The organism is Pseudonocardia sp. DSM 110487, from assembly GCF_019468565.1.
Taxonomy (GTDB): Bacteria; Actinomycetota; Actinomycetes; order Mycobacteriales; family Pseudonocardiaceae; genus Pseudonocardia.
Genome location: NZ_CP080521.1, coordinates 9,282,911 through 9,297,519, shown reverse-complemented (window position 1 = coordinate 9,297,519; position 14,609 = coordinate 9,282,911). Strand labels below are relative to the sequence as shown.

General features: G+C 68.4%; 14 protein-coding genes. 2 read left to right on the top strand and 12 right to left on the bottom strand.

The features are described 5' to 3' along the window. Positions 1 to 112: 112 nt before the first annotated feature. From K1T35_RS43840 to K1T35_RS43795, 10 genes are all read right to left on the bottom strand, one after another. The gene (locus tag K1T35_RS43840) at positions 113 to 1,501 is read right to left on the bottom strand and encodes an integrase (RefSeq protein ID WP_220263235.1); all 1,389 of its coding nucleotides are present in this window, start codon (positions 1,499 to 1,501) and stop codon (positions 113 to 115) included. Then, positions 1,501 to 1,689, bottom strand: a complete 189-nt coding sequence (locus K1T35_RS43835; protein ID WP_220257540.1) for an AlpA family transcriptional regulator — start codon at positions 1,687 to 1,689, stop codon at positions 1,501 to 1,503. Before K1T35_RS43835 ends, K1T35_RS43840 begins: the two co-directional genes overlap by 1 nt. Beyond that, entirely contained in the window at positions 1,686 to 3,287 is a 1,602-nt protein-coding gene (locus K1T35_RS43830; RefSeq protein ID WP_220257539.1) for a DUF3631 domain-containing protein, read from the bottom strand. Before K1T35_RS43830 ends, K1T35_RS43835 begins: the two co-directional genes overlap by 4 nt. Continuing rightward, positions 3,284 to 4,270, bottom strand: a complete 987-nt coding sequence (locus K1T35_RS43825; RefSeq protein ID WP_220257538.1) for a bifunctional DNA primase/polymerase — start codon at positions 4,268 to 4,270, stop codon at positions 3,284 to 3,286. Before K1T35_RS43825 ends, K1T35_RS43830 begins: the two co-directional genes overlap by 4 nt. 210 nt (positions 4,271 to 4,480) lie before the next feature. Beyond that, positions 4,481 to 6,784: a cell division protein FtsK gene (locus K1T35_RS43820; protein WP_220257537.1), complete on the bottom strand. Its 2,304-nt coding sequence runs from the start codon at positions 6,782 to 6,784 to the stop codon at positions 4,481 to 4,483. Then, positions 6,781 to 7,641 (bottom strand): ABC transporter permease, encoded by an 861-nt coding sequence (locus K1T35_RS43815; protein WP_220257536.1) that lies wholly within the window; start codon positions 7,639 to 7,641, stop codon positions 6,781 to 6,783. Before K1T35_RS43815 ends, K1T35_RS43820 begins: the two co-directional genes overlap by 4 nt. Continuing rightward, entirely contained in the window at positions 7,638 to 8,120 is a 483-nt protein-coding gene (locus K1T35_RS43810) for a DUF3307 domain-containing protein (protein ID WP_255621325.1), read from the bottom strand. Before K1T35_RS43810 ends, K1T35_RS43815 begins: the two co-directional genes overlap by 4 nt. After that, on the bottom strand, positions 8,117 to 8,443 hold the full coding sequence (locus tag K1T35_RS43805; protein WP_220257535.1) for a hypothetical protein: 327 nt from the start codon (positions 8,441 to 8,443) through the stop codon (positions 8,117 to 8,119). Before K1T35_RS43805 ends, K1T35_RS43810 begins: the two co-directional genes overlap by 4 nt. Continuing rightward, complete coding sequence (locus K1T35_RS43800) at positions 8,440 to 8,742, bottom strand: hypothetical protein (protein WP_220257534.1); 303 nt, start codon at positions 8,740 to 8,742, stop codon at positions 8,440 to 8,442. The genes K1T35_RS43805 and K1T35_RS43800 overlap by 4 nt, the downstream gene beginning before the upstream one ends. Further along, the gene (locus K1T35_RS43795; RefSeq protein ID WP_220257533.1) at positions 8,739 to 9,176 is read right to left on the bottom strand and encodes an RRQRL motif-containing zinc-binding protein; all 438 of its coding nucleotides are present in this window, start codon (positions 9,174 to 9,176) and stop codon (positions 8,739 to 8,741) included. Before K1T35_RS43795 ends, K1T35_RS43800 begins: the two co-directional genes overlap by 4 nt. Before the next feature lie 209 nt (positions 9,177 to 9,385). On the opposite strand from K1T35_RS43795, the gene K1T35_RS43790 reads away from it, so the two are divergent. Together K1T35_RS43790 and K1T35_RS43785 are read left to right on the top strand one after the other, a co-directional pair. After that, entirely contained in the window at positions 9,386 to 9,967 is a 582-nt protein-coding gene (locus K1T35_RS43790; protein ID WP_220257532.1) for a GntR family transcriptional regulator, read from the top strand. A 159-nt stretch (positions 9,968 to 10,126) separates the two neighbouring features. Next, positions 10,127 to 11,587 (top strand): helix-turn-helix domain-containing protein, encoded by a 1,461-nt coding sequence (locus K1T35_RS43785; protein WP_220257531.1) that lies wholly within the window; start codon positions 10,127 to 10,129, stop codon positions 11,585 to 11,587. A gap of 252 nt (positions 11,588 to 11,839) precedes the next feature. Here the strand turns inward: K1T35_RS43785 and K1T35_RS43780 are convergent, their stop codons facing one another. Both K1T35_RS43780 and K1T35_RS43775 read right to left on the bottom strand, forming a co-directional pair. Further along, entirely contained in the window at positions 11,840 to 12,739 is a 900-nt protein-coding gene (locus K1T35_RS43780) for a DNA adenine methylase (protein WP_220257530.1), read from the bottom strand. After that, on the bottom strand, positions 12,736 to 14,280 hold the full coding sequence (locus tag K1T35_RS43775) for a ParB/Srx family N-terminal domain-containing protein (protein WP_220257529.1): 1,545 nt from the start codon (positions 14,278 to 14,280) through the stop codon (positions 12,736 to 12,738). Before K1T35_RS43775 ends, K1T35_RS43780 begins: the two co-directional genes overlap by 4 nt. Positions 14,281 to 14,609: the final 329 nt, after the last annotated feature.

The window sequence follows — 14,609 nt, the reverse complement described above, 5'->3', positions numbered from 1 at the left end:
CGACCAGCGGAAACGCGGGTCGGGGGCCGTTCTCGTCTGTCCGGTGGTGTCCGGCCCCGTCCGGTGGTCTCCGGGTGGCCGTGGCAAATGCGTGGCAAGCGGTGAGACGGCTCTACTGGAGGCCGAGGGCGAGCGCTACGCGGTTCCGCGCGGCCTCCTCCTGTCCGGCGATGCACTTGGCGTAGACACGGAGGAGCACGGCGACACTGTGCCCGGCCCACTCGGCGACCTGTGTGGGCGCCACGCCAGCGTTCAACCACGTCGACACCGCCGCGTGGCGGAGATCGTATGGCCGTCGCGCAAGCGGGGAAGCTGCCTCGGCGCTCGTGAGCGCGGCCGCGCGAGCGCTCGCCCACACGCGCCCGTACACGCTGTCCGAGAGGTCGCCGTCAGCGGCTCGCGTGGCGCCGAACAGCCGCCCCCGGCTGTTCGTCCCGAACTCTTGCAGGTGGGTTCGGAGAAGCGACGTGAGCGGCGGCGGAGACGGCACGACGCGGATCGCCTCGCGAGCGCGATGCTTCAGCCCTCGTTCATCGCGTCGCCTGCCGCTGTCGCTCCATGCTGCGCCCGTCGTCGGCGCGGAGCCGGGGAGGAACAACTCACCCCAACCCCATCCTTCGGTAGGCAGCTGAAGCGCTGAGTCCGGCAGGTTCGCTGCCTCGGCCGGCCGGAGAGCCGCGTAGTACATCAGTGCGAAGAACGCCACCAAGCGCTTGCCTGATTCGCCTTGCTTGCCAACCGCCGCGAGCAGTCGCGCCGCTTGCTCTGGATTGACGACAACTCTCCGGTCCACCTGTTCCACGGGGCGATGATTCCTCGCCCGAATCGCAGCTAGCGGGTTTGTATCCATGAGCTTCCTCTCTACGGCATACTCCAGTGCGTTGTAGACGACAGCCCGCTTGCGTTGACGCGTGCTCGCGGCGGCCGGTCTGCCATCGAGCTTCTTGCTGATAGCCGCGACGACAGCGCGCGCAACATCGGGGTCCGCCAGATCGCGAACGGGTCGGGTGTTGGTTTCCAGCCAACGAAGCACGCGAGCGAATTCTTCCGGTGCCTGACCGCCGCTGCGGGCGCGACTGTTGAACGACCACGTGTAGAGCGCGCGGCGTAGAAGTTCGGCGTCCGGTCGCCATCCCTCGGACTTGCGCACGAGCGCCGGGGTGACAGTGGCCAGTGTCTCGGCGATACCCATGCGCGACTTTCCGGCGGCGGCGGGCCACTTCATGTCGACATAGGAGCACGCGAATTCGTACCAGAGTGTCGGGTCCTCTTCGCGGCGCTCAGCCGAAACCGGCCGCCCGGTTTCGGTTGAGAACGCTTCGCCTGAGCGTGCCGCCGAGACCAGCTCGGATCGGAAGCTGTCCGCAAGAGCCGACGTCCGGAACCCCTCCTGGTACGGCTGCGCGGCGACCTTCCACCGGACGTAGTAGGTCGTGGTCGACTTGCCCGCGTAGACGCGCGTCGTCCAGATACGAACATCAAAGCTGTGCTTCCCGTCCATCACGCGGCCTCCTCGCAGGAGTCGAGCCAGCGTTCAAGTTCGGAGCGGCGGATGCGGAGATCGCCGTTCGGAAGCTTGATGCAGCGCGGCGCACGGCCCTTGGCCCGCCACTCATAGAAGGTGGAGCGGGAGATGCGCAGCTCGGCGCAGACCTCGGCGAGCGTGAGCCTCTCGATCGGCTTGGTCATCGGGCACCCCCCGGGCCGTTGGTAGCGGTTACGTCGGTTACGTCGGTTACTTGCCTGGTCAGGGGCGTAACCGATGCTCGGGGCGTAACCGTTGCGTCGGTTACGCGGGTGCGTTGCGGTGGGGCGGGGGGTGATGGCTCGACAGGGGGTGTAACCGACGTACCGGTTACGGGGTCGGGTGCGGTTACGTGTCTGACCTGCGGTGTAACTGCTGTAACCGATGTAACCGACTCCGGTGGGGTGTCGGGTGGTGGGAGGTAGCGGGCCCAGGCGTCGGCGAGCCCGGTGGGGCCGCCGACTTGGTAGCCCTTCGTGGGCTGGCCGCCGATGCGGATGGGGCCGGGGCGGACCCCGTAGCGGGCGAGTTCGCGGGCGAGGCGGCGGGGGTCGAGCGGGCGGCCGTCGAGATCTGCCCAGGAGGCTTCCTCGGCGGCGAGGAGTTCGGCGAGGATGTCGGTGGTGGCCATCCGGTCCACTCCGGCGACGTGGAACAGGGCCCGTAGGTCGGCGAGGAGTCGGGTGCCGATCGAAGTGCCGGCGGTGCTCGCTGTGCGCACGAAGTGGACGGCCGCAGCGCGGGCGGTTTCGGGCCAGTGCCCGCCGGCGAGGTCCGCGATCGCCAACAGTGGTTCCCAGACCTCGGCGGCGCGGTCGGCGACCCCGTCAGGAACATCAGGTTCGGCACCGGCGAGGTAGTCGGCCCCCACCCTGTCGAGCCATTCAGCGAGTGCCTCGCGCAGGGGTGCGGCTTGGGTTTCCACTTTCCTCTCTCGGAACGGTTCGGCGTGCTCGTGTGGGGCGCGTCGGCGCATGTGGATGGTGATGGCGCGGGTGGTGATGGTGGAGGGCATTCCGCCGGCGATCCCGGCGAGCGCAACAGGCGCGAACACGGGGAATCGTTCGACCTTCATCCGGGACGCATCCCCGACGCAGCGCGCGACCGTCGCGGAGCGCTTGTATCCGGCGTTCAGAAGCGCCCGCAGATCCTCGTTGTTCCCGCCGCCTTTCGCGTTGAATACGGCGTCGATCTCGTCGAACAAGAGCGTGACCGGTCCGACGGCGAGCATCCGGAAGATGGCCGCGGTGGTGATGCTGATGGTCATCTCTGGCTTCGCCACCAGATACTGCGCGACTTCCAGCACTCGGGTTTTGCCGGATCCGGGTTCCGCGGAATCGAGGATCAGTCGGGGGGTGGTGTAGAAGTACTGAACGGCGTGCGTGTGCGCGTACCAGAGCGCGAGCGTGGGCGCGCAGTGCTGGTCCGGGAACACCGAGAATCGACTGATGAACGCGGCCACACGGTCGAGGAGTTCGGCCGGTTCGACCGCCGTGGCCGGCGGCGGCGCCAGCCAACCGAGCGCGCGCGCCGGCCCCTGGTCGGGGAGCTGCTCGTTCGGCGCCGACCCGGCGTCGGTCGGCGGGCCGGCGGTTCGTTCGGTCAGCCAGGTCGCCTGGCAGGCCTCGGAGCAGAAGTCTTCCGAGGGAGAGTTGCGCAGCGGGTCACCGCACTTGACGCACGCTCGGCCGCCGTCCCCGTCGGCCGCTGAGTTGATCGCGCTGTCGATCGCGGTCAACGTCGTGTCCAGGTCGGCGCTCATGCGGTCTGCCTCCCCTCGTCAGCCATGCCCGTGCCAGCGCGGGGCGGTGGGAGGCAGCGGGGCCGGCGCCGGCCGTAGGCGAGCCCGGACGCGATCGATGCGGCGATGTCGCGGGCGGTGCAGTCGCACGGGCCGGTGATGATGTGCGCGGCGTCCGCGAGGAGATCGCGCTCGACAGTGGCCGGGTCGAGCACGCCGGCGCCCACGAGCTGCCCGAGCGCGCGGGCCGCGGTGAACACCGCGGCGTTGTGCCCGCCGCGCGGGGCCTGAGCGACTCGCTGACGCTCGGCCCGCACGATGGTCGACACGTAGGCCCCGTAGTCACCCACCGTCGTGGAGAACCGCTCAGGCGGCCCTGAGGTGGCCGTAGGCGCGCGAACGGACAGCTGCCAGGCCAACCACCCCGGCAGAGCGGCGGGGTCGGTGTCGTCGAGGAGTTCGTATCCGCCGTTTGGGAGGCGGCTGCCGGGCGCGAGTACCTGCCCGCCCGCCCCGCGGGTGTCGAGCATCGGTCCGAGCGTCTTGCCGGTGTTGCCCAGCGGCCGCCCGTCCGGCCCCGGTGCGGGGGCGCGGAAGTACAGGTGCCGGCCGCCGGACGGGGTGGCGACGGTCCAGGTGTCGGGCAGCCCGCCGCGGCCGGCCGCCATCCCGGCGAGCACCGCCCACCCATCCCGGCCCGTGGCACCGCCGGCAGAGCCGCTCGGGTTGTCGCCGGCGCAGGTGGCTTTGGGGGTGTCGCAGTCGATGACCAGCAGCCCAGACGGCCCGCAGGCGATGCCGGCGTTGTGGTCGGGGCGGTCGGTGAAGAACCGGGTGATGCGCTGCGGATCGGTGGTGGCGCGGTCCTGCCAGCGGGTGATGGCCGGGGTCTTGCGGCCGGGCCGGACCGGGAACAGGTGCCAGCCACGGGCGGCGAGGTCGAGCCAGGTGGCGAGGCGGGCGCGGTCGGCGAGCGAGAGCGAGTCCTTACTGTGCGTGCTCATCGGTGCTCCTGATCGAGGCATGGGTCTAGCGCCGCGGCACCCGGCAAGGTGCCGTGTAGCGGGGTTTTGAGGGGTGTTTGCGCTGGTGGCGCTAGGTTGCTAGCGCCCTGTTCAGGGTTCGGATTGGCCGCTAGCGGGGGGCGCTAGGTCTAGCGGGTGAGGGTGCTAGCGCCCCACCGCCGGCGGCCGGTCCCGACTTCCCTAGTTCAGCTACGCGCTGTCACCGCCCGGCGTGTTCGGCCCGCGGTCCTTGCGGGTGGCGAGCCACGCCGTGGTGACCGCGTCGCGCAGGTAGCCGCGCCGGTTGCGACCCTCTCCGGTGTCCGGGTCGGTGCCCCACACCTGCGCCGGCGCCAGCCCGTAGGGCTTCAGGCTCGCGGCGAGCGAGGCGGGGGTGGTGCTGCGGTAGGCGGTGGGCCACTGCTCGGCGAGCCGGGCGGCGATCACCTCCGACCACAGCCGGTCCTCATCCGGCCCGAACACCTCGGCGATGTCGCCGAGCACCGACCGGGCGGGCCGCTCGTGCTGCTCGGTGTCCTCGCCGGCGGCGTGGCCGGTGATGGTGCCTGCGGCCTCCCGCAGCGCGCGGGCGCGGGCGCCGATGACCTCGGCGGCCGGGCCGTCGATGTAGGCGGTGCGCACGATCTGCGGGTCGTCGCCGGCGCCGACCAGGTAGCCGATGCCCTTGTCCCGCGGCCCGAACGTGGTCGCCCGCAACCCGTTCTGGTAGCTCGAGGTGCCGAGCACCATGTCGTTCTCGGTCTGGCCCATCACCCGCAGGCAGAACCGGATCCCCACGTTCGCGGACACCCCGGTCGGGAGGGACTTGGCGTCCGGGCGCTGGGTGGCCAGCACGAGGATGATCCCGAGCGCGGGGCCGCGCTTGATGATGGCCTCGGCCAGCCGGGCGGCCTCGTCCTTGTAGTCGGGGTGGGAGAACAGCTCCTGGCACTCGTCGATCCCGGCCACGATCAGGAACAGGCCCAGCCCCCGGCGGGCGGAGATCTCCGGGGTGACCTTGTTCTCCGGGCAGATCTCCCGCGGCAGCTTCCGGATGGCCGCGGCGCGGGTGTCCAGCTGCGCGTAGAGGTCGCGCAGCGACTCCATGCACGCCTCCAGCGTCGTCGGGTCGGCGCCGGAGCCGTAGTGGTGGCAGCAGTTCTCCACCATCGACAGGTCACCGGTGCCCTTCAGCTCGAAGATCCGCAGCTGCGCACCCGGGTCCAGGGCGGCGGCGAGCAGCACAACGCGCATGGCGAACGTCTTGCCCATCCGCGGCTTGGAACCGATGAGCATGCTCTCGAAGATCAGCGACAGCGCGACGCGGCGCCCGCGCTGGTCGACCCCGAACGGCACCGGCCGGAACAGGTCCGCCGCCCCACCGCGGGCGAGCGGCCACGGTGCCGGCTTGGCCGCGGCCATGTCCTGATCCCCGACCCAGAGCACCAGCCGCCCGGCGTGCGCCTCGGACGCCGGCTCCGGCCACACGCACCCCAGCGGGCGCCGCAACCCGGACGCGAGCCGGTCGCGGCGCTCGGCGATGTCGGAGACGGTGACCCCGTAGGGCAGATCCACATCGGCGCGCCACCCCGGGCCGTCGCGGGTGATGGGGGCGGGGAAGGTGATCCCGCCACCACCCTTGCCCATCGCCTTGTTGATCTCCGCGATCCCCAGCGAGGCCAGCGCGCGAACCACAATGTCCGAGGTGAGCCGCTGGACCTGAGTGCGGACCACAGACCGGCCGGTCACCGGGCGGTCGGCCGGGGTGCCGACCCAGCCGAGCACAAGCACGGCGGCCAGCGCGAGCGTGAGCACGAGCCAGGCGGGTGCGAACGCGTGCAGCACCAGCAGACCGGCCGCGCCGGCGAGCAGCCCGGCGAAGGCGAGCCGGCGCCGGACCCGCACCCGGGCCGCGCGGGCCTCGGCGAGCTTCAGGTAGCGGTCGGCGTCCCCGGCCCGGACCGCCTCAGCGCGCAGCGTGCTGGACTCGGCGTCGTTCACCCAGCGCGCCGCGGACGCGAGCGCGACGCCGGCGCCGCGGGGGGCGCGAGCGGCGAGCTTGGCCGCGTAGAGGGGTGCGCGGACGGTGTGGAAACCGGTGGCGTGCCACGCCCATCCGGCCGCCCACCGGCCGGCCGCGCGCACGTCCTCGGTGCGGGTCAGCCACGGCGCGATCACCGGGCGCCGCACGACCTCGCGGCGCTGCCAAGGCAGCAACTCCCGGCCTGGGTCCCGTGCCGGCGGGTCGACCAGCACCCGGCCAGCGCCGTCCTCGTCGTCCGCGTCGTCGCCGTCGTCCACCGGCGGCATCGGGTCCCGCCCGGCCGGGGCCGGGAAGTCGATAATCCGACCCTGCGCCGGTTCGTACGGCTGCGCGGCGCCGGGCGCCGGCGGCGGGATGTCGTGCGTGCTGGTCATCCGGACTCCCTCGCTCTCGCCGTGCTCAACAGGGGTGTGCTGGTGGTTGCTGTGGTTGTCGGGGTCGGGGGTGCCGACCAACGTGGTGGTGGTCATCGGGCGACCTCCGAGTGGTGGATCAGGTGAGTCAGGGCGGCAGCCAGCGCGAGCACCAGAACGGGCAGGCAGGACACGGCCGCGGTGATCTGCCACGGCGCGTGGGTCATCCCGGCCGCGACCATCAGGTGGTAGGCGACCTGCGCGAGCCCGCCGAGCACGAGCGCGCCGATCGCGGACACCCCGGCGAACCGCCGGGCCGTGCGCGACAGACCCGCCTCGGGCGGGGCCAGCCAGGCGCGCAGCGCGTACGCGGCGTAGGCCTCCATCCCGATCGGCAACGTGATCGCGGAGTTGATGACGAACTCGTCCCAGATGCCCGGCAGCAGCCGGATCGGGCCGAACCCGGTCAGCTCACCCAGCCCGACCCAGCCACCCCAGATCGCCACGAACGCCGCGCCGGCGATAAGCAGCAGCGGCCACCGCGACACCCGACCCGTCTCCGTGCCCGGGTCTGCGAGCGTGGCGACCTGCGCAGAACGGCCCTCGCCGTGATCGGCGTGAGCGCCGGCGCCTCTGTCGAGCCCATCGGGATCGGCCAGTAGGTCCGGTACCGCCTCCCGCGCGGACACCTCGCCCTGATCAGCGCCGTCGACGGCCGGGGACTGCTCGGCGACGTCGGGCACAGCGCGCAGCGGCAGTGCCGGGCGTTCGGCGGGCCGCTCGGTCGACTGGCCGGAGGTGGTGGGGTCGAACCCGACCGCGCGCAGCGCGTCCAGCGCCGCGGCCGCCTTCGGCCCGCCCACCCGGAACTCCTTCATCACCTGGTTCCGCGACGGCCAGCCGCCCAGCGTGCGGGCATGCTCGCGGACCCGGTCAGCCAGCTCGTCCACGGGGATCGGGTAGGCGCTGGTCATGACGCACCCCCGCCGATCAGGGCGGTCGCGGCCGCGGCGACGCCGAGCCACAGCCAGTGCCACGACTGGTCCAGCGCGTAGGCGCCGGTGCCCAGCGACGGGTTGTCGTCCCGGCCCGCGCGCGGGGCGCCGAGCCGGTAGAACGCGCCGCTGCCGCTCGCCTCGGCGAGCGCTGCGAGGGTCGTGCGCCGGTCAGCCCAGTAGTGCGTCACCGCCGACACCAACTGCCCGACCAGCACGCCGCCCCAGCCCAGTGGCAGGGCGAACATCGCCCACACGCCGAGCACCGCGAGCGTGGTCACGACGGTGTAGGTGGCGACGTGCTTGCCGCACGCCCACCGACCCGCCCACCCGGGCAGGCCCTTGTGCCCGGCCTGGTGGTCGGTCTGCACCCAGTGATCGGCCACCTGATGGGCCACCAGCAATGCTGGCAGCACCACCGCGAACGACACCGCGCCTGCCATGTCGAGGTTGCTCATCGCCGGGCACCCCCTCGCGGGAGGGTGCGGACCACGGTGGTGACCGCGAGCAGCCGGGCGATCGTGGTGCCGGCGAACAGGGCTGGCAGCCCGAGCGCGACCCCGATCGCGATCGCGTTGCTGGTCAGCGCGACCACGGCCCACTGCGTGCCGACGATGACCGCGGCCGCGGCCAGCGTCCGTCCGGCGGTGCCGGTCATCCGGGTGACCTCACGTACCGCCCGCTCGGAGTTGCGTCCGGCGCGGGCGCCGGAGGTCCAGATCGAGGCCATGGCCAGCCCGGCGAGCACGAGCAGCCCAACTGCCACCTGCTGGGTGGTCATGACTGACCACCCCCGTTGCCTACCGCGGGCGGCACCACGGTGCCGGCCGCCGGGATCGGCCATACCATCGCGTTCTCCTCACTGCTGTTCTGGTGGTTGGGGAGAACCAGCCCGGCGGACGCGTCTTGGCGGAGGTGACCGCCGGGCTGGACCTCGGTGACGTGCAATTCCTCGATCTCGTTGCTGGCCTCGCGGGTTCGCCAGGCCATCCCGCACCCGGGACCGCCAGCGGGGTCCGGGTCGGCGTCGATGTGGGTCGGGATCGTGCGCTCGCAGGCGCACATCAGCCAGGCGTTCACGCCGCCCACTCCTCGCCATCGGCGGCGTAGCGCGGGCCGCGGGTGGACTCGGCGCACTCGGTGCACTCCCCGAGCGAGCGCGGGATGCGGTAGCCGGCGTCCTCCCCGCACGATGGGCAGATGCGCTGCGCGGCGTTGCACCGCTCGATCGCCACCCACCGCGCCCGAGTCATCGGGCGCTTCGGCGCGGCCAGATCCAGCCGGAACAGGTAGGCCCAGCGGGGCCGGTTCGCCGGCCCCCACACCAGCCACCCCGCCACGTCCTGACCTGCCGGGCGCAACCCCAGCGCGGCCAGTTGTCGCACCGTGAACAGCCCGGACGGCGCCCACCCGTAGCGGAACACCGGCACCCCGGCGTACCGGCCCGCGCACGGCCACATTCGGCCGTCCCACAACCGCACCGCGGAGCGCGGCGCCGGGCGCGGGGCGCTCACGCCGCCTCCCCCGGTCCGAATTCGGCAGAGCGTGTTGCCGGCGTCGAACGGCGCAGGCGCGTCACACGGCTGGCCGCCGCGATCTGGGCTACCGCCCGACGCGCTGCACGGCGCTCCCGGCGCTCGTCCAGCTCGGCCAGTGACACCTCGCGAGGGGCTCGCCGCACCGGCGGCACGAGCTCCTCGCGGATCACTTGCTCCCAGAAGTCGTGAAGGGACTCGCGCTGCTCGTCGTCCAGCGGCGCTGTGCAGTCATCGAGCCCAGCGACGTCGTCGCGATCCATCTCAACAACACTCCGATCTGTCTTAATACGGCGATCCATATTGCGACGGTAAGCGTCGACCGTCGCAACGTCAACACCCGTCTTGAGACGGCGGGTAGGCTCATCGGCATGGCTGCGCCCGATCCCGACGAAGCTGAGCCCCGGCACGCGAGCCAGCGCGTTGCCGAGCGGCTTGCACGAGACATCGATGCCGGCGTCTACGGCCCGGGGGAGCGCCTGCCCTCGTACCGGCAGATCGCGACCGACCACGACATCGCCGTGAACACCGCCCAGGCGGCCGTCCGGCTGCTTGCTGCCTCCGGCCGGGCTGTAGTTCGGCCGAGCAGTGGGGCGTTCGTCGCCGACGAGCCGACTGACGCCCTGCGGGCGACTGCTGCAGATCGGCTCGAACTGGCCGCGCTGCGGGACCAGGTGCGCCGGGCGCGGACCGTGCTCGGCGATGTGGAGCGGACGCTCGGCGAGCTGCTCGACCGGGCGCCCGCCCCCGGTCCTGACTCGGATTCGTAGTGCATCTCTCGGTGTCATGATTCGAGATTCGAGCCTGCGAACGATCGAGTCCAAGGACCCTCTGGCCTGCCCGTTTGCCTGGTAGGACTGCTGGGCATATGCACTGGTCGGAACCCGTGTCCGCGGGGCCGGCACCCGAGAGAAAGGCGGAAAAATCTCGTGCCAGACGAGCCGTGGTTGTCATCCCCTGCGCCATCGGAGCTGGAGCTGAACACTGACCTGCTCGGCGAAGTCCTGCGCGAGTACCGCCGTGTGAACAAGATCAATCAGGCTGATCTGGCTCAACTGCTGCACTTGGATCAGTCCTACGTCTCGAAGATCGAGACCGGGAAGCGTCGAGTGACCGACATCGAGATGCTGTTGCGGATCGCCCAGCAGCTCAACGTCCCGCCCGCCCGCCTCGGCCTCTCGGATGAGCTGCTACGCCCGGTCGCTGATCCGTCTGGCTCGCGACTGGTCGGTGATGTCGACCCGGTGGCCGTGAGCCAGGAGAAGTGGCGCCGGACGAGGCGCGCGCTCAACCGGTCGCGCCGGGAGCTGGCCCAGGCAACGGCCGGCCTCTATCGGCCCGACGTCCGCGTCGGCGATCTGACGTTCCTGGCGCTTCCGCAGTGGACGCCGGCAGCGCCGATCCCACTCGACGAGATCCGCTTGGACTGGCTGGATAACCCGCCGCCGGTCAGCATCACGGGGAGCGAGCCGGAGGCCGCAGCGACGCTGCCACTCCGGGCGCCAGGGAAATCCTTTCCGCGCTACACCTCAGCAGTGCGCTACCTGGATCCGCCGAAGCTGTTCGAGAACCGGACCAGCTACCGGCTACTCGAAGTCGACTTGCGAAATGATCCGCATATGAGGTTCGGCCTGGCTGCGTACTTCGACAAGCTGGATCTTGCGGAGGCCATCGCACACGAGGCGGCGATGGCGCACGCCGCCGGCAGTAAGCGCCTCGATTGGGATTCACTTCCGCTGCGGGCGCTCATTGGTGACCCATTCGACATGGAACGTCGCTACATCATCCCGGCCATCGAGACGCTCACGCTGCGTAGGAATCGGAAGACCGGGGAGGCAACGTTCCTCCTGCACTGGCGCGATCCGGCGAAAGTTGCCACATCGGCCGGGATCTACGGCCTCATCCCGGCCGGCGAGTTCCAGCCCTCCACCATCTCCACACATGACCGCGAAAACGACTTCAGTCTGTGGCGCAGCATGGTCCGCGAGTACAGCGAGGAAATCCTGGGTGAGCCGGAGCGCGACGGCAGTTCGGGGGAGCCGTTGGTGTATGAGGATTGGCCGCTCTATAAAAGCCTTGAACGGGCGCGTCGGGACGGCCGCGTGTCGCCCTACTGCCTGGGGATCGGGCTAGACACGCTGACGCTCACGGCGACGATTCTCACCGTCGTGGTGTTCGATGACGATGCGTTCGACGAGCTGTTCGGCGATGCTGTTTCGGTGAACTCCGAGGGATCGCTCGTGAGTTCGTCGGACGTTGTGAACGTGACCGACGGGCTCCGATTTAACGGCGAGAACGTGGCTCGCCTCCTGCGTGATGAGCCGGTCGCCTCACCGGGCGCCTGCATCCTGCGGAGGGCGTTCGACAGCCGAGAACTCTTGCTGAGGTAGGGGCCAGGCCTCCGGCGGTCAGTGGCGACGAGTCGAGCCTGTGGGCGGTGTGCGATTAGCCTCGGTACGACACGGTCACGGGCAAGCCGCGTGCCAGGAGGCGAGGTGAATACAGCTGCCCTCGGCGAGGTGCAGCGCGGTCAAGGGCCCCACTCGCCCCGGCATCCACGACGCCACGGCTCGGTTGGCTCTCCGCAGGAAAGTCCGGCCTCCAGATCGAAACGGCCGACGTAGCCATACACTGAGGCGGCGTCAGTCAACCGCTTCCACAAGGTCAAATAGGGTAGGACGATCAACTTCCAGAGAGTCCGAGTAGACCATCACTTCCTTGGCTTTAGTGACGTTGCGGGCAGAGTAGTGCACGCCGATCTCCTCGCGACGTCGATCCTTGTAGAGTTCGGCAACCTGAGAGACGTTGTCGTATGTGAGAACCCACCGTGCATCCGCAGCAGAGTTCAGACAAGCCGCGAGGGCAGCGTGGTCCTCTGCCTTGAATGAGTTCATATACAGCGATCCAGCCTTCAAGAAGTAGGGCGGGTCCGCATAGATGAACGCATCAGTGTTATCAATGTACCTGTTAATTATCGCCATGCCGTCGTCATTTGTTACGGATATCTTACTTGAGTACAGTCCGATAAGTCGCATGCGCTCGGACAGCGTGTCGCGATTGAATCTGGCGTCGATCTTGTATGGCCCGCTCTGGTCGTGTCCGCCGATCGGGCCGCCGTTCAGAACCCCTGATCGATTGGTGCGGTTCAGATAGAAAGTGGCGAAGCCGAGATCGAAGAGATCTGCTTTCCTGCCCAGATCGTAGATCTCTCTTTGTCGGCGCCATTCGTCAACAGACACGGGAACTGTACGAAGTTTGGCGATGAATTCTACATTCCGCGTTACGCACGCAGTCCAAAAGGCGAAGACGGCGGGGTCTAGGTCGTTGATGTGGATCGATTTGACCTCACCGGTTATCAATAGGCCAATGGCTGCGCCTGCGCCGCCAGCATACGGTTCGATGTAGGTTCCCTTCGTGATGGAGTTGAGCCGGATCAGTTCCCGTAGGCGCCCGTATAGCCCACCCTTGCCACCGGGGTACCTAAGAGGTGACAGACGCGGTCGCTTCATTGCCGGATGGATGCGTTCACCGCTCATCTTCATTTGAGCATCAACTGCATCAGGCTGACCATCGCTTCCCAAAGTTCATGTGCGTCTTGCGGCGTTGCGAAGATGTCGGGGTTGTGGTTTATGTCGTTCAAGTAGGCCGCGCTGGTGGGGTACTGCTTTACGTTGCGGGACTGTATTCGATTTATCAACGACGAGAGGCCGCTATGATTGGGCAGCGACTGAACGTGATTGTTAAGCCACGTCAAGCAGTCGCCAAGCTGGACGTAGCCGCCATGCTGTGGAATTATAGTGTGCTGGTTCCCTCGTGCGTACGCTTTGATGACTTTCTCAAGAAAAGTTCGAAGAAGGTCCATCGTTGCGTTCGGATAATTCTGCACGTGGATTGTAATCAGCTCAGTATAGATCTTCTCGATAGCTGGTGGAAACGTCGGTGGGACGACAAGGCTGTGAGAGTCAAGGCGTATGGAGGTGTGACGTCGGGGTTGGCTCGCAGGCTGCTGCTGTCCTGCACTCCCTTGCGGTGGTTGAGCTGCGGGTCCACCGGCGTTTGGTGCGTTGGCTCCTCCCGCCGCAGTCCCGCCCGCCGCACCTCCGGTCTGGCTGGGATTGCTGCCGCTGCCTGCCTGACTGGTTCCTGGCTGTCGACTGTTGCCTGTCCCTCCTCCTGCACTGGTTGCCGCGGACGAAGAACTTGGAGATCTTCCCGAGGGAGCTGAGGCGATCCGCTCGATCTCAGCGATCAAGTTTTGGAACGCCTGCGCGGATGTTTTCGGCAAGGTCCGCGATGTAAATTCGCCCGAATTCATTCCGCTAATAATGAAAGTTGCAATCCTATTGAAGCGTGTGTCGGACACGTTCATCTTGATGCTGCCGTTTGGTCGCATCTCGATTCCGAGGACGCGGGTAAACTCGGCTGACTCGTAGATTCGAGACAGAGTGGTCGGTATGAACTTCTTGGTATTGAAGAAGTCTCGAAGCTCTGGGTCGGAGTATGGAACTGACTTGAACTTGTTCAGTAGCTGGCTGGATCTGACAAACCGCCGAACGGACGAGAGTGGGTATTCGACAAGCAGCTGTGGCAGCGTCTTTCCGGCATCCACCTGTGCCTGAAAGAAGGCAGCCTGTCGTGCGGGGGGCCATCGGAGGCGAATGTTGCTGGTGTGAATCGCGGCGATTACTTGATTCGCCTGTTCCTGATCGGGTGCCAGCTTTACCTGAATCTTGCGTAGGCCATCTCGTCCGTCGAATTCCTTGACGAGGGCAGTTATTCGGGACTGATATTCTGAAACGAGGTACGGGTTTTGAATCGCCTTGAGTGCAGCGAGTCGCCGGTTGCCTTCGACGACGACGTTTCTCCCATCGCGCTGAACGATGATCGGCGTTTCGTGCGTTAGATACCCAACCTTGACGATTGCTTCGACCAGCGAAAGGGCATCGCCGTTCACGAATATGTCGCGCATTATATCGACTTGTGGCGCACTGACTGGCATTTCGAGGCGAATGTTATTGGGGTCCAACTCAACGTCGTCCAGTACGTCCACCTCAAGCTCCGGCCAGCTTGTCATGTCGATCACAGGTACATGCTCCAGGCGGTCGGCGATGAGCGGACGATCTGTCAGCAGACAGTAGTGGACCAAGGACTGCAAGCCACAGATGCGGTGACTACGCGGGACGCGCTCCCGCTCGCGTTCGTCAGCGCCCGGCACGCCGCCAATGCGGGGGAGGGGCAGCGGACAGGTCTTCGCGCCCGGTAGCCGCCTCCCGTACGGCGGCTACGAACTCCTCGAGACACCGAATCGGCCGACCTGCCACGGGTGGGATCTGACCTGGCGCCTGTCCGTTCGTGCGCCTACGGCCACCACAGGGGCGCCTGAGCGGTCCCCTACGACCGACCGTGGGGCCG

Coding starts and splice junctions, on each gene's coding strand:
- K1T35_RS43830 (WP_220257539.1), bottom strand. CDS start 3,287: ATGAGCGCCGACCTGGACACGACGTTGACCGCGATCGACAGCGCGATC.
- K1T35_RS43780 (WP_220257530.1), bottom strand. CDS start 12,739: ATGAAGATGAGCGGTGAACGCATCCATCCGGCAATGAAGCGACCGCGT.
- K1T35_RS43820 (WP_220257537.1), bottom strand. CDS start 6,784: ATGACCACCACCACGTTGGTCGGCACCCCCGACCCCGACAACCACAGC.
- K1T35_RS43835 (WP_220257540.1), bottom strand. CDS start 1,689: ATGACCAAGCCGATCGAGAGGCTCACGCTCGCCGAGGTCTGCGCCGAG.
- K1T35_RS43805 (WP_220257535.1), bottom strand. CDS start 8,443: ATGACCACCCAGCAGGTGGCAGTTGGGCTGCTCGTGCTCGCCGGGCTG.
- K1T35_RS43840 (WP_220263235.1), bottom strand. CDS start 1,501: ATGGACGGGAAGCACAGCTTTGATGTTCGTATCTGGACGACGCGCGTC.
- K1T35_RS43810 (WP_255621325.1), bottom strand. CDS start 8,120: ATGAGCAACCTCGACATGGCAGGCGCGGTGTCGTTCGCGGTGGTGCTG.
- K1T35_RS43825 (WP_220257538.1), bottom strand. CDS start 4,270: ATGAGCACGCACAGTAAGGACTCGCTCTCGCTCGCCGACCGCGCCCGC.
- K1T35_RS43815 (WP_220257536.1), bottom strand. CDS start 7,641: ATGACCAGCGCCTACCCGATCCCCGTGGACGAGCTGGCTGACCGGGTC.